General features: G+C 71.8%; 18 protein-coding genes. 10 read left to right on the top strand and 8 right to left on the bottom strand.

The annotated features are described in order from the left end of the window. A partial coding sequence (locus tag EBO15_RS33205) for a PucR family transcriptional regulator (RefSeq protein ID WP_122198439.1) occupies positions 1 to 1,459 on the top strand: 1,459 nt, incomplete at its 5' end. A 23-nt stretch (positions 1,460 to 1,482) separates the two neighbouring features. Beyond that, complete coding sequence (locus EBO15_RS33210) at positions 1,483 to 1,899, top strand: hypothetical protein (protein WP_122198440.1); 417 nt, start codon at positions 1,483 to 1,485, stop codon at positions 1,897 to 1,899. Between the two features lie 90 nt (positions 1,900 to 1,989). Here the strand turns inward: EBO15_RS33210 and EBO15_RS33215 are convergent, their stop codons facing one another. The 8 genes from EBO15_RS33215 to EBO15_RS33250 form a co-directional block, all read right to left on the bottom strand. Further along, positions 1,990 to 2,991 (bottom strand): urease accessory protein UreD, encoded by a 1,002-nt coding sequence (locus tag EBO15_RS33215; RefSeq protein WP_233616597.1) that lies wholly within the window; start codon positions 2,989 to 2,991, stop codon positions 1,990 to 1,992. Next, the gene (ureG, locus tag EBO15_RS33220; RefSeq protein ID WP_122198441.1) at positions 2,973 to 3,608 is read right to left on the bottom strand and encodes an urease accessory protein UreG; all 636 of its coding nucleotides are present in this window, start codon (positions 3,606 to 3,608) and stop codon (positions 2,973 to 2,975) included. The genes EBO15_RS33215 and ureG overlap by 19 nt, the downstream gene beginning before the upstream one ends. Before the next feature lie 21 nt (positions 3,609 to 3,629). Further along, the gene (locus tag EBO15_RS33225) at positions 3,630 to 4,361 is read right to left on the bottom strand and encodes an urease accessory protein UreF (protein ID WP_122198442.1); all 732 of its coding nucleotides are present in this window, start codon (positions 4,359 to 4,361) and stop codon (positions 3,630 to 3,632) included. Beyond that, complete coding sequence (gene ureC / locus EBO15_RS33230) at positions 4,358 to 6,082, bottom strand: urease subunit alpha (protein WP_122198443.1); 1,725 nt, start codon at positions 6,080 to 6,082, stop codon at positions 4,358 to 4,360. The genes EBO15_RS33225 and ureC overlap by 4 nt, the downstream gene beginning before the upstream one ends. 5 nt (positions 6,083 to 6,087) lie before the next feature. Further along, the gene (gene ureB, locus EBO15_RS47505; RefSeq protein WP_122198444.1) at positions 6,088 to 6,675 is read right to left on the bottom strand and encodes an urease subunit beta; all 588 of its coding nucleotides are present in this window, start codon (positions 6,673 to 6,675) and stop codon (positions 6,088 to 6,090) included. Next, on the bottom strand, positions 6,668 to 7,444 hold the full coding sequence (locus EBO15_RS33240; RefSeq protein WP_147481773.1) for a CbiX/SirB N-terminal domain-containing protein: 777 nt from the start codon (positions 7,442 to 7,444) through the stop codon (positions 6,668 to 6,670). Before EBO15_RS33240 ends, ureB begins: the two co-directional genes overlap by 8 nt. Then, positions 7,441 to 7,752 carry an urease subunit gamma gene (locus tag EBO15_RS33245; RefSeq protein WP_122198446.1) on the bottom strand — a complete coding sequence of 104 codons (312 nt, stop codon included), beginning with the start codon at positions 7,750 to 7,752 and terminating at the stop codon, positions 7,441 to 7,443. Before EBO15_RS33245 ends, EBO15_RS33240 begins: the two co-directional genes overlap by 4 nt. Before the next feature lie 69 nt (positions 7,753 to 7,821). After that, on the bottom strand, positions 7,822 to 8,799 hold the full coding sequence (locus EBO15_RS33250) for an urea transporter (RefSeq protein WP_233616598.1): 978 nt from the start codon (positions 8,797 to 8,799) through the stop codon (positions 7,822 to 7,824). 268 nt (positions 8,800 to 9,067) lie between these two features. On the opposite strand from EBO15_RS33250, the gene EBO15_RS33255 reads away from it, so the two are divergent. The 8 genes from EBO15_RS33255 to EBO15_RS33285 all read left to right on the top strand — a co-directional run bounded on the left by EBO15_RS33255 (position 9,068) and on the right by EBO15_RS33285 (position 18,646). Beyond that, a complete protein-coding gene (locus tag EBO15_RS33255; RefSeq protein WP_122198465.1) occupies positions 9,068 to 10,279 on the top strand; it encodes an ammonium transporter in 1,212 nt (403 codons plus the stop codon). After that, positions 10,276 to 10,980: a YoaK family protein gene (locus EBO15_RS33260; protein WP_122198447.1), complete on the top strand. Its 705-nt coding sequence runs from the start codon at positions 10,276 to 10,278 to the stop codon at positions 10,978 to 10,980. Before EBO15_RS33255 ends, EBO15_RS33260 begins: the two co-directional genes overlap by 4 nt. Positions 10,981 to 11,123: 143 nt before the next feature. After that, positions 11,124 to 13,226, top strand: coding sequence for a hypothetical protein (locus EBO15_RS33265; RefSeq protein ID WP_122198448.1), 2,103 nt, complete (start codon positions 11,124 to 11,126; stop codon positions 13,224 to 13,226). Beyond that, on the top strand, positions 13,213 to 14,823 hold the full coding sequence (locus EBO15_RS33270) for an ABC transporter substrate-binding protein (protein ID WP_199744959.1): 1,611 nt from the start codon (positions 13,213 to 13,215) through the stop codon (positions 14,821 to 14,823). The genes EBO15_RS33265 and EBO15_RS33270 overlap by 14 nt, the downstream gene beginning before the upstream one ends. Positions 14,824 to 15,056: 233 nt before the next feature. Beyond that, positions 15,057 to 15,644 (top strand): hypothetical protein, encoded by a 588-nt coding sequence (locus tag EBO15_RS46375; protein WP_233616599.1) that lies wholly within the window; start codon positions 15,057 to 15,059, stop codon positions 15,642 to 15,644. Continuing rightward, positions 15,641 to 16,528: an MNIO family bufferin maturase gene (gene bufB, locus EBO15_RS33275; RefSeq protein WP_233616600.1), complete on the top strand. Its 888-nt coding sequence runs from the start codon at positions 15,641 to 15,643 to the stop codon at positions 16,526 to 16,528. The genes EBO15_RS46375 and bufB overlap by 4 nt, the downstream gene beginning before the upstream one ends. Next, positions 16,521 to 17,396 carry an HvfC/BufC N-terminal domain-containing protein gene (locus tag EBO15_RS33280; protein ID WP_122198450.1) on the top strand — a complete coding sequence of 292 codons (876 nt, stop codon included), beginning with the start codon at positions 16,521 to 16,523 and terminating at the stop codon, positions 17,394 to 17,396. The genes bufB and EBO15_RS33280 overlap by 8 nt, the downstream gene beginning before the upstream one ends. Next, positions 17,393 to 18,646 carry a ferritin-like domain-containing protein gene (locus EBO15_RS33285; RefSeq protein WP_158628436.1) on the top strand — a complete coding sequence of 418 codons (1,254 nt, stop codon included), beginning with the start codon at positions 17,393 to 17,395 and terminating at the stop codon, positions 18,644 to 18,646. Before EBO15_RS33280 ends, EBO15_RS33285 begins: the two co-directional genes overlap by 4 nt. Positions 18,647 to 18,671: the final 25 nt, after the last annotated feature.

Genomic DNA, 18,671 nt, shown 5'->3' on the forward strand with positions numbered 1-18,671 from the left:
CGGCGTCGGCGTGCACGGCGCCGGGCCCGTCGCGGCGCTCGTCGAACGGGCCGCCGCCCTCGACGCCGCCGCGGTCATCGTCCGGTCCCCGGCCGCCGTCGACGACACCGTCCGCGCCGCGTCCGCGCGCACCGGCGTCGCCGTGCTCGGCCTCACCCCCGGCGCGTCCTGGGCTCAGGTCGCCGCGTTGCTGCGCTCCCTGCTCGCCGTCGACGACGTCGGCCTGGACGAGACCGGCGCCGGCGCCGGCACCGGCACCGGCACCGGCACCGGCACCGACAGCGGCGCCGCCCCCGACCTGTTCGCCGTGGCCAACGCCGTCGCCGCGCTCCTCGACGGCCCGGTCACCGTCGAGGACCGCAACGGCCGCGTCCTGGCCTTCTCCAGCCGCCAGGACGAGGGCGACCCGGACCGCATCGCCACGATCCTCGACCGCCAGGTGCCCGCCGACCGGCTCCGCGCCCTGGAGGAGCACGGGGCCTTCACCGCCCTGTACCGCAGCGACCGTCCCGTCTACATCGAGGGCGTCGCCGACAAGCCCCGCGCCGCCATCGCCGTCCGCGCCGGGGGCGAGATCCTCGGTTCCGTCTGGGCCGTCGTCGACCGTCCCCTCACCGCCGACCGTGAACGCTCCCTCGCCGAGGCCGCGCGCGTCGTCGCCCTCCACCTCCTCCGCCTCCGGGCCGGGCAGGACGTCGGACGCCGCCTGCGCGCCGACCTGCTCGCGACCGTCCTGGAAGGCGGCGCGGGCGCCCCCGAGGCCGCCGCCCGCCTCGGCCTCACCGCCCAGCCCGCCTGTGTCCTCGCCCTCGCCATCACCGGCGGGTCGTCCGCGCCCGACCGGATCGCGGCGGGCGAGCGCGTCTCCGACGCCCTGGCCCTGCACCTGGCCGCCGTCCACCCGCGCACCGCCACGGCCACCCTCGGCGGCGTCACCTACGCCATCCTCCCCACCACCTCCGACGAGCCCGCGCTGCGCGTCGCGGGCGCCTTCCTCGCCCGCGTCGGCACCCGCGTCCCGGCCGTCATCGGCATCGGACGCGTCGCCGCGCGCCCCGCCCACCTGCCCCGCTCACGCCAGGACGCCGACCGCGCGCTCCGCGTCCTGCGCCACGGGCGCACCCGGACCCGCGCCGCCCGCCTCGCCGACGTCTACACCGCCTCGCTCCTGGCCGACCTCACCGACCGCATGGCGGGCGAGGACGACATCCCCGACGGCCCCGTCCCGCGCCTCCGCGCCTACGACGCCGGGCACCGCACCGCCCTCACCGAGACCCTCGCCGCCTGGCTCGACACCTTCGGCGACGTCCCCGCGGCCGCCGCGGCCGTCCACGTCCACCCCAACACCTTCCGCTACCGCCTCAAGCGCCTGACGGAGGTCTCCGGCCTGGACCTCACCGACCCCGACAGCCGCTTCGAGGCCATGCTCCAACTCCGCCTCATGCCCCCGTCCTCCTGACCGCACCGGCTACCCTCCCCGCCATGCGTACCGCGTTCATGTTCCCGGTGGGCGAGCGCGCCGACACCGTCTCGCTCCTCGACCGCCACTTCCCCGAGCAGCGTTATCCGTGGCTGATGGACAGGGCCCTCTACGTCGACATCGACGACGAGCGGGACGGCCACCTCTTCTCGGACTGGCCCCCCGAGGAGGTGACCGTCCTCGACGCGGCCCTCGGCCACCACCCCGCCTGGGCGGTGCAGATCGGCGTCCCCGGACGCGTCGAGGGCACCACCGAACTCCACCACCTGGCCGAACTGCTGCTCGCGCACGGGGGAGTGGCGATGGACAACTACTCCGACCACCCCTGGACCCTGGAGGAGATCAGATCCGGAGCGGTCAAGGACGGCCTTCACTTCTTCGACTTCCGCACCTTCCACGAACTCAACCCGTTCACCTGACCACTTCGCGGAGCGGTCAGGTGAACGGGTCGGCAGTTGGCGGAGGGCCACGAAGAGGGCCAGGCCCGCGCCGGTGGATCATGTTGTCGGTCATGGCTCCACCCACGAGGCGCCGTGGGGGCGGGGGGCCGCCGCGCCGAGCAGGCGGCGGCGGACGGCGTCCCAGGTCCGGAAGAACGCCTCCTCGACCTCGGGGGAGCGCTCGCCGAAGACCCGCGCCCACGCGCCGCACTCCCCGGGCAGGACGCTCGCCCCACCGCGCAGCCCCGTGCCCGCGAGGGTGGTGTGCATGGTGTCGGCGAGCTCCTGCGCGGGGGCCGCCCTCGTGATCACGTACAGGGTGGCCATGAGCCCGAAGCCGCCCATCACGGTGGGGGCGGTGACGGCGTCCTCGGCGGGGACGAGCCGGATCGGGTCGGCGAATAGCAGGCGCCCGTCTTGGCCGTGGACGTCCAGGTCCGCGCAGTAGGCGGTGTAGGCGTGGCGTTCTCCGCGCGCGAGCCGCCCGGCCATCAGCTTGTCGCCCAGGACGATCGTCGACTCCGCGGACGCGGTGACGCGCATGTGCTGGTAATAGCGCGAGCCCCCGAACGGGATCGTGGTCTGCGGCAGGTACTCCACATAGCTGCCGGGTGCGGCGGTGACGTCGACGAGCTGCGTGGCGTAGTCGCGCTCCATCCGGTACAGCCGCGTGGCGGTCTGGGTGCTGAAATGGACGGCCGTGCCGGGCCCGCAGGACGCGGCGATCCGGTAGCGGTCACCTTGCAGGACGCCGCCCCCGGACGACAGGAACATGACATGCGGCATGTCGGGACGAGCGGGATCCGGGTACAGCGGACGCGCGGTGTGCAGCGGCGCCTTCTGGAAGTGGCCGGTCAGCTCGGTGCGGCCTGCGACCGAGGCGAAGTCCATCTCCAGCACGCCGACCTTGCCCGGCGATCCGACGGGCAGGGTGTCGGGCACGGCCCCGAGCCCGGACACGGCGGTGGGCAGCCACGGAGGCGTGCACCGCTCCACCGACGTCCGGCCTCCGGCGGTCCGGTCCGCGAGGGGGCGGATGCCGGCGGCGCCGGTCATCCCGTCGACGAGCACAGCGTCTCCCGGCGATCGAGGACGAAGTCGGCCACGTCGGACACGCCCGTTCCGGTGAGGCAGTCGGTCAGGATGACGCGGCCGTTCCCGCGGACCGCGTGCGCGTCCCGTTCCATGACCGCGAGGTCGGTGCGCACGTAGGGCGCGATGTCGATCTTGTTGATGACGAGCAGGTCGGAGTCGGTCGTGCCGGGACCGCGCTTGCGCGGCATCTTCTCGCCCTCCGCCGTGTCCAGGACGAACACGAAGACGTCCGCGAGCGCCGGGCTGAAGGTCAGCGTGAGGTTGTCGCCGCCGCTCTCGAACAGCAGGACGTCGATGTCGGGGAACCGGTCGAGCAGCTCGGCCGCCGCCGCGAGGTTCATCGTCGGGTCGTCCCGGACGGCGGTGTGCGGGCACGCGCCCGTCTCGACGCCGACGACGCGGTCGGCGTCCAGCGTCCCGGCGAGGGTCCGCCGCACGTGCTGGGCGTCCTCCTGGGTGTAGATGTCGTTGGTGATGACGCCGGGACGGTGCCCCCGGCCGACCAGGAGGGGGACGAGCGCCTCGATCAGGGCGGTCTTGCCCGATCCCACCGGGCCGCCGATCCCGATCTTGTAGACCTGCTCCAGTTCCATGGGTCGCTCCGAATCGTCGGGTCAGGTGATGAACAGCCGGGCCTCGGCCCGCTCGTGCGCCGCGGCGACGACGTCGGCGAGCGGGGTGGAGGAGCGCAGGTCGCGCGGGTCCCGGGCCGCGAGCGCCGTCTCCGCCGCCCGGACGATCTCCGGGCGCAGCGCGCGCAGCAGCCCCTGCGCCCGCCGGAAGTCGCTGCGCCCGAGGCGGACCGCCGCCGTCGCGCAGCTGGCCGCGAGGGCGTACAGGTCACCGGCCACGGCGTCGCGGACCGGGACGCCGAGGCCCGCGTGGACCGCCCCCACGACGACGGCGTGGTTGCCGGGCGTCGCGCCGCCGGCGACCAGGCGTCCCAGCCGGACGGCCGGGGCCGACCCGAAGGCCGGTTCCGCGAGGCCCAGGAGCTGCCGTCCCGTCCGCACCGACGCGGTGCGCTGCTCCGGGCCGAGCTTGATCGCGTGCAGCCTGCGGTCGGCCTCCACGACCGCGTCCCAGTCGTCCGAGGCGACCGCGCGGTGCGCCAGCGCCAGGGCCGCCGCGTCCGCGGTGCCCGCGGCCCGGATCACGCCGGACACCAGGTCGTGGACGTCGTCCGCACCGGCGATCCTCAGCTGGACGTACCCCTCCAGGCCGTGCGACAGGGTGTAGAGCCCGCTCGGGAAGGCGGAGTCGGTGAGCTGGAACTGCGCCAGCAGCGCGCCCAGCCCGCCGGATGTCTTCGGCACGCCGGACGGCTTCGGGGCCCGGCGGGTCATGCGATGAAGAAGAGCCGGTTCAGCGGCAGCCACTCGGCGGGCTCGATGGTGGCGAGCTCGCCGTCCACGGTGACCTTGTACGTCTCGGGATCGACGTCGACCCGCGCGACCGACGAGTTGTGCATCATGTGCCGCTTGTCCACCGTCCGGCACTGCCGCACGGGACGGATCAGCCGTTCCAGTCCGAGCCGCTCCGGGACGCCGCCGGCGATCGAGGCGTCCGACATGAACGTCACGCACGTCTCCTTCAGCGCCCGGCCCATCGCCCCGTACATGGGCCGCAGGTAGACCGGCTGCGGCGTGGGCAGCGACGCGTTCGGGTCGCCCATCTGCGCCCAGCTGATCAGCCCGCCCTTGACCACCATGAACGGCTTCACCGCGAAGGAATGGACGGGCCACAGGACGATGTCGGCGAGCTTGCCGTCCTCCAGCGACCCGATCGTGTCGGCCAGCCCGCTGGCCCGCGCCGGATTGATGGTGAGCTTGGCCAGATAGCGCAGCACGCGGTGGTTGTCGTTGCGCGCGGAGTCCTCGGGCAGCGGGCCCCGCTTGTCCTTGCAGTGGTGCGCGACCTGGAACGTGCGCGTGAAGGACTCGCCCACCCGTCCCATCGCCTGCGAGTCCGACCCGACGATGCTGATGAGGCCCAGGTCGTGCAGGACGGTCTCGGCCGCGATCGTCTCGGCCCGGACGCGGCTCTCCGCGAACGCCCGGTCCTCCGGGACGTCGTAGCTGAGGTGGTGGCACACCATCGTCATGTCGAGCAGCTCGTCCACCGAGTCCGCCGTGTACGGCAGCGTCGGGTTCGTCGAGGCGGGCAGGACGTTCGGCTCGGACGTGATCTTCAGGATGTCGGGCGCGTGACCGCCGCCCGCGCCCTCCGAGTGGTAGGTGTGGATCGTCCGGCCGTTGATCGCGCCGATGGTGTCCTCGACGAACCCGGCCTCGTTCAACGTGTCGGTGTGGATGGTGATCTGCACGTCGTGGTCGTCGGCGACGCGCAGGGCGCAGTCGATGACGGCCGGGGTCGAGCCCCAGTCCTCGTGCACCTTCAGGCCCGCCGCGCCCGAGCGCAGCTGCTCGTCCAGGGCGCCCGGCAGGCTGTTGTTGCCCTTGCCGTACACCGCGATGTTGATCGGGATGTCCTCGTACGCCTGGAGGATCCGGGCGATGTTCCACGGGCCGGGCGTGCACGTGGTGCCGCGCGAGCCGTCCGCGGGACCGGTGCCGCCGCCGACCAGGGTGGTGATGCCGTTGCTCAGCGCGTGCTCGGCCTGCTGCGGCGCGATGAGGTGGACGTGCGTGTCGATCGCCCCGGCCGTGGCGATGAGGTTCTCCCCGGAGATCACCTCGGTGCCGACCCCGACGATCAGCCGCCGGTCCACGCCGTTCTGCGTGTGCGGGTTGCCGGACTTGCCCACGCCCGCGATCCGGCCGTCCTTGATGCCGATGTCGGCCTTGACGATCCCCAGCACCGGATCGATGATCACCGCGTTGGTGATCACGGTGTCGAGCGCGGTGGTGGCGTTCATCGAGGCCGGGTCGGACGACATCCCGTCCCGGGCGGTCTTGCCGCCGCCGTACTGGGTCTCGTCCCCGTAGTGGCCCTCGGTGTGGTCGTACTCGATCTCCACCACCAGGTTGGTGTCCGCGAGGTGGAGACGGTCGCCCACGGTGGGGCCGTACATGCTCGCGTACTGCTCGCGAGAGATCCTCGTCATCGCCGTCAGCCCTTCCGCGCCCGGGACGTGGCCGCCTTCTTCGCCGTCTTCTTCCCTGCCTTCGCCGCCTTGGCCGTTTTCACTGCCTTGGCCGCCTTCGCGGGCTTGGCGGCCTTCGCGGGCTTGGCGGCCTTGGCGGTCTTCTTCGCCGGCGCGGTCTTCTTCGCGGCGGACTTCTTGGCCAAGCCGCCCGCCGCCCTGCCGCTCCGGGCCGGGCCGGTCACCGGCTCGTCGAGGTAGCCGCGCTCGCGCATCCGGATGAGCGCCTCCCGCCGGGCCTCCCCGGACCGGCAGCTCCCGTCGAGCAGGCCGCCGAACCCGACGATGCGCAGCCCGCCGCCGTACTCGACCAGCGTCACCTGCTTGGTGTCGCCGGCCTCGAACCGGACGGCGGTTCCGGCGGGGATGTCCAGCCGCATGCCGATCGCCTGCTCGCGGTCGAACCTCAGCGCCCGGTTGACCTCGAAGAAGTGGAAGTGCGAGCCGATCTGGACGGCCCGGTCGCCGGTGTTCTGCACCGTCAGCGTCTCCCGGCGCTGACCGGCGTTGAGCTCGATCGGCCCCTCGCCGAACATGTAGACGTCGTCAGCCATGAGTGAGCGTCCCTTCAGGCGTTTCCGTAGTGGGTTCGGGCGTACGGCCGAGCGTGTGCCCGTGGCCGTGGTGCGGCTTCATCCGCAGGCCGTCGTCGCCGTCCCGCTCCCAGCGGCGTTCGGCCTGGGTCGCGCGTTCGGCGATCAGGGCGGCGAGGGCGGCGGGTCCCAGGAGCGGTCCCGCGTCGCGGCCGCCCGGCGGGCAGGCCGGAGGCGGGACGAGCGACGCGGGCACCACGACGACCTCGTCCGCGCCCAGCCGCAGGCAGCGGTCGACCCCCTCGGCCAGCGCGGACTCGTCGCCCGCCAGGGCCACCTCCACCCAGCGGACGGGCAGGTACTGCCAGACGAGGCGCGCGACCTTGAACAGCTCGGCGTCGGCCTCGGGATCGGCGGGCGGCGCCACCAGCAGCACGGCGCCGGTGAAGTCGCCGCCGCGCAGGATCCCGGTCACCTTCGAGCGGAGCCACCCGACCAGGTGCGTCACCGTGCCCAGCGGGTCCGCCAGCAGGAAGGACCCGGGCGGACGGTCGCGTGCGGCCCAGGCCAGCGCCTGCGCCGCCGCCGGGGCCAGGCCCGGGTCGCGGCCCAGCGTCACCGGCACCGCGACGGCGCTCGGATGCGTCCGAAGAGCCGCGGCAAGCCCACGACCAGGGGAGAGAATCCCGGCGGGTCCGCCCAGGGGCGGGCCGCGCAGCGGAGAGGCCGCGGCCTCGTGGCCGCCGACCGCGAGGACGTCGCGTCCGGAGGGGAGGGACGGTGGTGTCACTTGCCGCCGCCGATGGGGTCGTGGCAGGACACCAGCTTGGTGCCGTCGTCGAAGGCGGCCTCGACCTGGAGCAGCTTCAGCATGCCGCGCACCCCGGGCAGCACGTCGTCCGGCCCGACCACGTGCTTGCCGAGCTCCATGCAGTCCGCCACGGACCTGCCGTCCCGCGCGGCCTCCACGATCGCGGAGCTGATCAGGGCGACCGACTCGCCGTAGTTCAGCTTCAGGCCGCGCTGTCTGCGCCGTTCCGCCATCTCGGCGACGACGAAGATCATCAGTTTGTCGATCTCGCGTGGTGCCAGGTTCATGAGCGTTCCTCTCACCGGTTCGTTCTTTCGGGACGTGGATGTGGATGTGGACGTGGTCGGCGGGCGCCGTCAGGTGGCCCGCAGGAGCTTGGAGAAGAGGGGGACAGAGGCCAGGAACACCCACGTGACCAGGACGAACGGCCAGGTCAGCGTGTGGCCGCCGACGACGGTGAACAGGTTGCCGATGCCCGCGGTCAGCGCGGTCGCGGTCGCCGCCCCGATCGCCGCGAAGACGACGCCGGCCGGGCTGAGCGCCAGGAAGGTCCCCGTGAGCGCGATGCCGGTCAGGACGGCGTTGTAGCCGTACAGCCCGGCCCCGATGTCGGCCGCCGCCACACCGAGCCCCCAGGCGACCAGTAACCCGATGAGACTCGCCGCGGCCGCCGCCGCGGCGACCAGCCGGCTCGACACCGCCAGGCCGATCAGGAAGATCAGGCCGACGTACCACTTGTTCTGGAAGAACACCTGCCCGACGCCGTTGAAGAAGCCGTGCCACACGTCCGTCCAGGTCATCGTGGTGCCGGGACGGGACGCCGACGGCGCGGGCGTGTCCGGGTGCCCGGCCCACACCCGGTCGTAGCTCGGCGCGCCGAGCACCATGACGGTCGTGACCATGCAGAAGGGCGCGGTGAACCCCGGTATCCCGTACGGCTTGAGCACGACGGTCAGGGCGGAGGTGAGGACGCTGGTGGCGACGCCCGCGCCGACGACGACCACCGCCGTCATCCACCCGGCCCCCAGGTAGAGGACGAGGGCGACGCCGACGAGCGTGCCGCAGAACCCTTCGAGGCCCAGCACGATCCCGTGCCGGTCGGCGCCGAGCAGGGAGGCGGTGAGTGTCGCCGCGACGGTCCCGAGGAGTCCGAAGACGCCGTACTGCCAGCCACCGGCGAACAGCGCGATGAGGAAGATGAGCCCGGTCCAGTGGTTGGGCTGGAAGTCGACCTGAGCGATGCCGCGCAGGATCGTCCGGACGGGCCGCATTCCGCCGCGGAGGGGATTCGGTCCGGCGTCCTGGCCGCCCGTCCGCGCCGACGAAGACGCCATCGATTCCCCTTGCCCCGAATCGGGTTCCGGTTCCGGGCGGAAGACGCCGAGTCGACCGCCGCGACACGAACAAAGACCAGTCGATCGCCGCCGGGGATGGGCATCCCCGGCGGCACGAACGAAAAAACGCCAGGATCGACAACAAAGAGCCACATACATCCAAGGGCGCGCCAAATATTGTCAAGTCGAGTTTGCCGGGGCATGTCGTCGGTGATTCCCCTGGCGGGGACGCCCCGCGTTCGGGGCATGGAAGCCGATGGGGTTCGCGATGCCGTTCGGATTGAACACCGGTGATTCCGCCTGGCTGATGGTGAGCACGGCGATGGTGCTCCTCATGACGCCGGGCCTCGCGCTGTTCTACGGCGGAATGGTCCGTTCGAAGAACATGCTGACGATGCTCTATATGAGCTACATCTGCATCAGCCTGGTGACGGTCCTGTGGTTCCTCTACGGATTCGGGCTGGCCTTCGGAAAGGACCACGGGGGCCTTCTCGGCTGGGGTGACTGGGCGCTGCGGGACATCACCCCGTTCGCGCTGCACGGCCGGATCCCGCTGCTGATCTACGTCTGCTTCCAGGCGACCTTCGCCATCATCACCGTCGCCCTGATCAGCGGATCCATCGCGGGACGGGCGCGCTTCGGCCCCTGGATCGTCTTCGTGGTCGCCTGGGTGACCCTGGTCTACATCCCCATCGCGCACTGGGTGTTCAGCGGTTCCGGATGGCTCAACAAGTGGGGCGTCCTGGACTTCGCGGGCGGCCTGGTCGTCGAGATCAACTCCGGGATCGCGGGGCTCGCCATGGCCCTCGTCCTCGGGAAGGGCATCGCCTTCCGCCGGGGCGAGGGACCGCGTCCCGCGAACATCCCCTGGGTGATGCTCGGGCTCGGCCTCCTGTGGTTCGGCTGGTTCGGGTTCAACGCCGGATCGGCGCTGAACGACGGCGCGACGGCCGTTCGCGCCTTTGCCAGCACACTGGTCGCGGGATGTGCGGCGATGCTCACCTGGCGGCTCGTCGAGTGGATCCGGACGCGGCACCTGACCCGCATGGGATCGGCCAGCGGGGCCCTCGCCGGACTGGTGGCCATCACCCCGTCCTGCGCCTTCGTGAGCGTCACCGGGGCGTTCGTCATCGGGATCGTCGCGGCGCTCGTCTGCACCTACGCGGTGGAGCTGAAGCTCGTCGCCGGATACGACGACACCCTCGACGTCACCGGAATCCACGGCGCGGGCGGCATCGTCGGCGTCCTGGCCCTGGGCTTCCTGGCCACTGGCTGGCGGCACGGCCCGGCGGGCCTGTTCTACGGCGGCGGGGTGTCGCTGCTCGGGAAGCAGATCGTCGCGGTGATCGTCGTCGGCGTCTACACCTTCGTCGTCACGTTCGCCATCGGGAAGGTCGTCGACGCCCTGTTCCGGATGCGCATGACCGACAAGGAACAGCAGGAGGGAACCGACACGGAGTTCGTCACGGGCGACGCGTGAGGGAGGGGCCGGAGAGCGACGAGCGCGGACCCCTGCCGATCCTGCTCGTCGCGCTCACCGTGGTGGCGGGCCTGGTCGACTCGGTCTGCTACCTGGCGCTCGGCCAGGTCTTCGTGGCGAACATGACCGGGAACGTCATCTTCCTCGGCCTCGGCCTGGCCGGTTCGCCGGAGGGATCGGTCAGCCGCTCGCTGGTCGCGATCGCCGCGTTCGGCCTCGGGGCGGCCGCCGCCGGACGCCTGGGAACGCGCCGCGCGCCGCACCACGGCCTCGTCCTGGCCGTCGCGACGCTGTGCGAGGCGGTGCTGACGGTCGCCGTGGCGGTTCTCATGACCGTCCACCCGGTGCCGGCGGAGCCGCTGCGGCATGTGCTGATCGTGCTCCTGGGCCTGGCGATGGGCGCGCAGAACGCGGTGGTCCTGAGAGTGAAGGCGGTCGACCTGAAGACGACGCTCGTGACGAGCACCATGACGTCCCTGTTCGCGGAGGTGCTGAACCCGTGGAAACGGGGCTGGCGCACCGCGTCGGTGCTGATCCTCCTGCTCGGCGCGTTCCTCGGGGGAGTGCTCCTGCGGCACGTGTCGCCCGCCACCCCGCTCTGGACGGCCGCTGCCCTGATGCTCCTCTGCGCTGCCTACGGCTACGCCATCGCACGCCCATCCGACGCCGCACGACCACCGGACGCCGCCCGCCGACCCTGACGCGGACCCCTTTCCGGGTCTCCGCGAATGATCGGAAAACCTTCTTCGCGCCCCCGGGCCGCAACCGGCTAATTACTGTCGTCATGGACAGGATCGTCTTACGCTGCTTGCCGGAGTTCCGATACTTCGCGACAGGGGCGGAGATGGACGAACTTTACAACCTGCGGATCCTGGTGGACGGGATCGTCCCCGGGCTGGTCGGCCGGAAGGCGAACGGCGGGGCGCGGGTGAGCCGCGAGTTCCCCCTGGGCGAGCCGGTCGTCGAGATCGTCGGGGGCCGGGCGAGCGGCAAGACCACGCTGATCGACGTCCTGTACGACGGTTACAAGAACGCGGTGCCGCTGGGCAGGGTCCGCCTGACCGAGCCCGCGTTCCGGCGGGTGGATTCGCAGAACGCCTCGGCGGTGAGCAATCTGCTCTACCAACTCCAGTACGAACTGGAGAAGCCCGCCGGACGCAGGGAACTGCCGTTCCCGCGCCTGTCCGTCGGACTTCTCGTGGTCACGTCCTGGGCCGCGGAGGGGGCGGCGGAGACCGAGGGCGGGAGCAAGGCGCCGCCGCGGCGGGGGCGCGAACTCGCCAAGCTCAAGCACCTGGTCGGAGAGGTCCTCAGCGACTCGCGCAAGACGAGCGAGTTGCAGGTGGAGGTGCTGGAGGTGCTGGCCGCGGCGGTCGGCCCGGCACTGGGCGCGTTACTTCCCGGTCTGCCCGACCCGGTCCCGATCCTGCGCGTGGCCATCCGGCAGTTGCAGGATCGCGGGGCCAACCGGAAGGCGCTCGCGTGGTGGGTGGAGCAACTGCCCGAGCACACCGGGAACGCCCTCGACCGGCTCATGGCGTTCGCCGAGGACTTCCACGACGGCGGCGAGAACCGCGTCCAGGCCGAGGGGCATCTGATCGCCGCGTTCCTCGCCGACATCGACCACGGGTACGGGCTCTACGCCCGGTTCGACCAGGCGTACCCACCGCTGATCCTGCTCGACGACGTCGACGACTGCCGGGAGCGGTTCCTCCTGCCGCTGGCCGCCGAGTTCGGACGCGTGCGGGCCCGCCGGGGAGCGCTCGGCAAGGTCGTCCGGCCGGTCGTGATCGCCACCTCGCACGGCGACGGCGGGCCCGTGGTGCAGGCGACGACACCGAACCCGTGGCGGGAGATGCCGAGGCTGCCGCCCGCGGCATGGCACGTGCGGCTGGGGCTGCCCCGGGTGACGGACCGGATGATCCGCAAGCGGCTCGGGCAGGTGCCCGCGCGCGACGACGTGATCTCCGTCATCGGCCGGGTGAGCGGCGGCCGGATCGGCGTCGCCTTCGAACTGGCGCGCTTCTTCGCCGAGCGGGACGGGCTCGCCGTGCTGGACCGGGACTGCCTCGACCGGCTGGCGGCGTTCCTCGTCCCCGACCCCAGGGACCGCGACGCGCTGACCGACCTGTCCACGGCCCTCGATCCGGTGGTGGCGCCGAGCCTGTGGAGCCTCCTCCAGGAGGGCGAGTATCCGATCAGGCAGGCGGAGAATCTCGTGCGGCGGCTCAGGAGGGACGTGCTGGACGCCGGGCACTGGGACCAGCGGCCCTGGCCCGGCGAACGCGGGATGCCCCTCGTCCAGGACCCCGGGTTGCGGATCGTGCTCATCGAGCGGCTCCGAACGCCCGCGACGGGCCCCGATCAGGTTCGCGTGGCGCACGAGCGCTGGCGCAGGATCCACGAGCACCTCAGGGACCGTTACCTCCCGAGCCCCCTCGGGCCGGGCGCGGCCGGCCCCGGCATCCGGGACGTCCGCGATCTGCACCACTCGCTGGCGCTGGAGGAACGGGAGCGGGTCGTCGCCAACCTGCACCGGCTCTTCGCGGCGGACGAGGCCGACTCCCGGTCCTGGCTCCACGCGCTGAACATCATCTGCGCGGCCCCACGGCCACCGGACGGCTTCCCCGCGCCGCCCCGGGGACCCAGGAGATGCCCGGCGTGCTCCGATGACGGAGCCTCGGCCGACGAGCACCGGCGGATCGGCCACCTCCTCGACACCGTGTGGCGCATGTCGGCCCCGCTCGCCGTCCGCCCGAGGCCCCGGGAGCGGGACCTCGAGGCCGTCGAGTACGCGCTCCAGGACCTGCGCGAGGCGTTCGAGCACCGCGCCCCCGACCGTGGCAACGCGTTCGTCCACGCGAAGTGGGAGTGGCCCGAGGCGCTGGAACAGGGGGTCCAGGCCCCCGACCTGCCGATCAGGGAGAGGGACGATGCCCGACCGTGAGGACCGGGACCACGACCACGGCCGAGATCGCGGCGGCGACCGGCGTGCCAACGGCCGGGGACGATCGAGGCGACGGGGCGGCGCCCGTGGCTGGCTGACCGGCCGCGGGCCGCTGACCAGGACGCTGATCCTCGCGACGGCCGTGATCGTCGTGGCGGCCGGCGGCTTCGCCGGCTACCGGCGGCTCAGCGACCCGTCCTGCGGGGAGGGCCTCGTCAAGCGCGGCCGGCACCAGGAGTGCACGGGCGTCACCGACGGCTCGCACGTGTTCGACCCGAACCTCAGGGACGTGTCCGCGCGGATCAAGGCCGAGAACGACAGGGCCGTGCGGCGGCCGCACGTCACCATCGCGATGATGGTCCCGATGGCCCCCGAGGACCAGGTCGAGCGGCAGCAGACCCTCCGCGAGGTGCAGGGGGCCTATCTCGCCCAGTACCGGGCGAACGAGCAGAGCGAGGAACTGCCCGCGATCCGGCTGGTGCTCGCGAACCCCGGCCGGGAGAGCGCCGAGTGGCGGCCCGTCGCCGACCGGCTCGTCGGCATGGTCGGCGGCGGGGACCACCTGCGCGCGGTCTTCGGGATCAACCTCAGCACGGCCGCCACCAAGGCGACCATCCTGCGCCTGACCGGGAAGGGCGTGCCGGTCGTCGGCGGTCCCGTCACCGCCAACGACTTCCGCGACATCCCCGGCCTGTTCGCGATCGTCCCGTCCAACGGCGAGCAGGCCGCCGCCCTCACCTCGTTCAACAAGAACATCGACGTGCGGAAGACCCTGGTGGTCGAGGACACCCGGCCGAACGACAACTACGTCGCGACGCTGGCGCGGACGTTCGAGAAGACCACCGAGGGCGCTCCCCGCGCCGCCGAGCAGTTCCGCTCGCCCGACGACCCCCTCGACCCGGGCACCAACGCGAACGACTTCGCCCAGATGGTCAACAGCATGTGCAACTCCGCGGCCGAGACCGTCTACTTCGCGGGCCGTCCCCTCCAGCTCCGGCTGTTCGTCAACGCCCTGGGCGGACGATGGTGCAAGCAGAAGCAGTACACGGTCGTGACGGTCTCGGGCGCCTCGACGCTGGCGCTGGACGCCAAGCTCGACTGGTCCGCGCTCGACCCCGGCAAGGGCCTCACCGTGGAGTACGCGACCATCACCCATCCGGACGCCTGGACCACCGCGGGCGCGCCGCCGACCGGCGGCTCGAAGGACGACTTCGAGGCCCTGCGCAGGCTCGCGGCGGGCGAGGGCTCCGCGACGCCCGTCGGCCCGATCGGCCCCGTCGACCTCAACGACGGCCGGACCATCACCACCCACGACTCGGCCTGGACGGCCATCACCGCGATCCGGAGCCGGGTGACACCGCGGGCCCCCGTCCCGGCGATCGCCGACGTCCTCAACGCGCGCGCCCGCATGCACGGCGACGGACGGGTGCGGGGCGCCAGCGGCTGGATCTGCCTCGACAACAACGGCGACGCCTACGACAAGGCCGTGGCCATCGTCCGGCTCGTCCCGCAGGAGCCGCACATCAGGTTCGCCGGACTCGCCTGGCCGACGGGCCACCCGCCGGCGCAGGACTGCACCGCCCCGCCCGCGCACTGACACCCGCACAAGCCAAAGGGTGATCTATGGGGTAATTATTGGCAAATGGATCTTATGTGTGGAGAGAAAGGGGCGATCCTTACAGAAGAGTGACAAAAGTGCTCCCTCGTCCCTCCTGGGTTTGTCGTGAAAGTGCGCCGGGCAGCATGGACGTGGCCGATCCGCCGACCGGGCCACGGGCCGTTCCGGGCGGTGCCGGAAGACGGGAAATGACGGGATGAGGGCTGTTCAGCATGGCTGAGGACAAAGGTCAGGACGGGCACGACCCGCGGCTGTCGGCGGAGGACATCGAGGCGTTCGTCAAGGGCGGTGAGAACGGCCTCCAGCAGCGCCGCAGGGTCCAGGAATCGGGGCCCGAGCGCGAGGCCGCCGTGCTGACGCGGACAGGGGCCGAGGCGGGGACGGCGGCGACGGACCTGCACGTGTGCATGGGGCTGAACGCCTGTGTCGGGCACGGCGCCGGAGGCAGCGGGCCGATGGCGGGGATGGGGGAGTGCGCCACGGTCTCCCACGTGTGCCACGGTGCGAACGAATGCCGTGGCCAGGGCGGGTGCGGCTACAGCGGGTTCGACGCCGAGCAGGCGATCCCCGGCGGGCAGCACTGCCGCTACTCGGGGAGCTGCGCGAGCCCGATCAACGAGAGCCGCGTTCACTCGGCGGGGCCGTTCCGCGGGACGAGCGTGTGGAAGCGCGCCCGGAAGGTGTTCGAGCAGCGCATGTTCGAGGCCGGGGTCCCGTTCGGGCCGTCCCCGGGCGAGGGGATCCCCGACGACCAGGTCCCCTCCTACGAGCATCCGCGGCCCTCCGGCCCCGCCAAGTGACCGGCGGCGGACACGGGACCGGCCACGGCCACGGGGGCGCGGCCGGGCTGCCGGATCTGGGGCTGGGCCTCGGGCTGAGGACACCCCACCTCGCGTACGTCCTCGCCGAGTGGCCCGAGGTCGACTGGTTCGAGATCATCTCCGAGAACTTCATGGACTCCGGCGGATACCCCCGGCACGCGCTGGACCGGATCGCCGAGCGGTATCCGGTCGTCATGCACGGGGTGTCCCTGTCGATCGGCGGCAGCGACCCCCTCGACCCGGACTACCTGGCGCGGCTGCGCGCCCTGGCCGACGCCCTGCCGGCGGCCTGGGTCTCCGACCACGTGTGCTGGACGGGCGTCGCCGGGATGAACACGCACGAACTGCTGCCGATCCCCTTCACCGAGGAGTCGCTGCGCCACGTGGCGCGGCGCGTCGAGGTCGTCCAGGACGCGCTCCGGCGCCCGCTGGTCCTGGAGAACCCCAGCACCTACGCCTCGTTCACCCACTCGACGATGACGGAGGCGGAGTTCCTGGGCCGCCTGTGTGAGGAGTCGGGCTGCCTGCTCCTCCTCGACGTCAACAACGTCGCCGTGTCGGCCTTCAACCACGGCTTCGACCCCGGCGAGTACCTCCGGGCGCTGCCGCACGACCGGATCGCGCAGATCCACATCGCGGGCCACGCCGACCACGGCACCCACAAGATCGACACCCACGACCGTCCGGTCTCGGAGGCCGTCTGGGACCTGTACGCCCAGGCCATCGCGCTGGCGGGCCCGACCGCCACCCTCCTGGAGTGGGACGACGCGCTCCCCGCCTTCCCCGACCTGCTCGCGGAACTGGCCAAGGCCCGTCCCTACCTCGAGGCCGAGGACGGCGTCACGGCGGCCGCCCATGGATGACACGCCGCACGCGCCGACCAGGAAGGACGGGCCGGTGCTCGCCGACGTCCAGCACCGTTTCCAGTACGCCGTCCTGGCCTCCGGCGCGTTGTCGGACCAGGCCACCGCGATGCTGGCGGGGACGGCGGAGCTGAGCGCGGCGCAGCGCCTCGGGATCTACCGGAACGGATGCCGGACCCGTCTGCTGGAGACGATGGAGCACCTGCATCCGGCGCTGCGGTCCCTGCTGGGGGACGACCTGTTCCGCGACTTCGCCTCCGGATACCTGGACGCGCATCCCTCGCGTTCCTCCACGCTGGCGCGCCTGGACGAGGGGTTCGTCGACTACCTGACGGCCGAACGCCCGGACCCGGGCGGCTCGGAGGCGTGGGTCGACATCCTCATCGACCTCGCCCGCTACGAACGCGTGTTCGCCGAGGTCTACGACGGCCCCGGCACCGAGCGGGACGCCCCGTCCACCGGCCCGCAGGCCCTGGACGGCGGACGGGTCGTCATGGCCCCCTGCGTGCGTTCGCTGCGGGTCGGCGCGGCCGTCCACGAGTACCACGCGGCCGTGCGCGGCGGGACGACCCCACCGCCGCTCACCCCGCGTCCGACCCGCCTGGTCCTCTGGCGCCGCGACTACCGCGTGCGGGTGACCGCCCTCGCCCCCCAGGCACACGACCTGCTCGAAGCCCTGCTCGCCGGGGCCACGTTCGACGAGGCCCGCGCCGCGTCGTCCCTGGAACCGGCCGCGGCATGGGCGCACCTGCGCGCATGGACGGCGAGCGGCTGGATCCGCGCGTCCGCCGAACCGGCGCCGCCGAACGCATCGTCCGCACCGAACGCGCCGTCCGCACCCTTCACGCCACAGGAGAGCATGCAGTGAGCCCGCAGACGAACACCCCGACCGCGGGGCCCGTCGCCACGCTGTCCACCATCCTCGAGGCGTTCCCGGTCGACGCCGACAAGGGGATCACGACCGAGAAGGAGCTCCTCAACCACCTGCTCCAGGCGGCGGCGGTGGAGATGCAGACCATTCCGATGTACCTGTACGCCATGTTCTCCATGTCCGGACGCGGCAACTCGCGCTGGGACCCCGGGATCGGCGCGCTGCGGCTCGTCCGCAGCATCGTCGTCGAGGAGATGCTGCACCTGTGCATGGTCCGGAACATCATCGTGGCCCTCGGTCACGGCGACAAGGTGAAGTTCTACGAGGAGAACTTCGTCCCCGCCTATCCCGAATACATGCTGCACCGCCATCCGCCGCTCCTGCTGCACCTCGGCAAGTGCGACACCGAGATCGTCCGGACGGTGTTCATGGAGTTCGAGCGCCCCACCGCGCCGAAGGACGAAGGGAAGCCGCCCAAGGGGCAGTACTCCACGATCGGCCTGTTCTACAAGTCCATCATGAAGGGCCTGGACCACCTGGAGAAGGTGGAGAAGAAGAAGCTCTGGGGAAAGAACAAGCGCGATCTCCAGTACATGGGCGCCTACTGGAACAAGGACGGCGGCGGCGAGCCCTTCGTCGTCGAGGATCTCAAGACCGCCCAGCAGGCGCTGAAGATGATCGTGGACCAGGGAGAGGGCGTCGACCCCAAGAAGCCGTCGGTGCCCATCGACCCCCTCAACCCCAAGCCGGGACTCGACGAGCTCCCGCACTACACCAAGTTCCAGCGCATCGCCGAAGGGATCGAGCCGATCGGCCCGGTGTGGCTCGTCGACACCGACCCCATGTCACTCGACTACGTTGGGGACGACGCGGCGACCAGCATCAACGACCTGTTCAACGCCGCCTACTGCTACGTGCTCCACATGATCGACGTCCTCTACGCCACCTCGGCCAAGGACATCGCCCCGGGTGCCAAGAGCAAGCGCTACGGCCTCGAACGCACCTTCATGGCCGCGATGCAGGGCGTCCTCGCCTCCATCGCCGAGACCATGGTCGCCCACACCCTCACGCCGAACGGCGTGAAAGGCGACCTGCAGATCGCGCCGACCTTCGAATACGTCGAACTCCCCGCCACGGGAAAGAAGCAGCACCTCATCAACCTGTGCAACGAGGCCGTCCACCACTTCCCCCGGCTCGGCGGCGACAACAGCACCCTGTGGCTGCTCAACCGAATGCCCGACATCTGATCGGGGCGTCGTTCGCCTTGTGAGT

The organism is Actinomadura harenae (assembly GCF_003696215.1).
Taxonomy (GTDB): domain Bacteria; phylum Actinomycetota; class Actinomycetes; order Streptosporangiales; family Streptosporangiaceae; genus Spirillospora; species Spirillospora harenae.

Excerpts from the sequence above, each read along its gene's own strand:
- EBO15_RS33265 (WP_122198448.1), top strand. The coding sequence starts at position 11,124 with ATGGACGAACTTTACAACCTGCGGATCCTGGTGGACGGGATCGTCCCC.
- EBO15_RS33255 (WP_122198465.1), top strand. The coding sequence starts at position 9,068 with ATGCCGTTCGGATTGAACACCGGTGATTCCGCCTGGCTGATGGTGAGC.
- ureB (WP_122198444.1), bottom strand. The coding sequence starts at position 6,675 with ATGGCTGACGACGTCTACATGTTCGGCGAGGGGCCGATCGAGCTCAAC.
- EBO15_RS33245 (WP_122198446.1), bottom strand. The coding sequence starts at position 7,752 with ATGAACCTGGCACCACGCGAGATCGACAAACTGATGATCTTCGTCGTC.
- ureC (WP_122198443.1), bottom strand. The coding sequence starts at position 6,082 with ATGACGAGGATCTCTCGCGAGCAGTACGCGAGCATGTACGGCCCCACC.
- EBO15_RS33225 (WP_122198442.1), bottom strand. The coding sequence starts at position 4,361 with ATGACCCGCCGGGCCCCGAAGCCGTCCGGCGTGCCGAAGACATCCGGC.
- ureG (WP_122198441.1), bottom strand. The coding sequence starts at position 3,608 with ATGGAACTGGAGCAGGTCTACAAGATCGGGATCGGCGGCCCGGTGGGA.
- EBO15_RS33270 (WP_199744959.1), top strand. The coding sequence starts at position 13,213 with ATGCCCGACCGTGAGGACCGGGACCACGACCACGGCCGAGATCGCGGC.
- EBO15_RS33280 (WP_122198450.1), top strand. The coding sequence starts at position 16,521 with ATGGATGACACGCCGCACGCGCCGACCAGGAAGGACGGGCCGGTGCTC.
- EBO15_RS33250 (WP_233616598.1), bottom strand. The coding sequence starts at position 8,799 with ATGGCGTCTTCGTCGGCGCGGACGGGCGGCCAGGACGCCGGACCGAAT.
- EBO15_RS46375 (WP_233616599.1), top strand. The coding sequence starts at position 15,057 with ATGGCTGAGGACAAAGGTCAGGACGGGCACGACCCGCGGCTGTCGGCG.
- EBO15_RS33210 (WP_122198440.1), top strand. The coding sequence starts at position 1,483 with ATGCGTACCGCGTTCATGTTCCCGGTGGGCGAGCGCGCCGACACCGTC.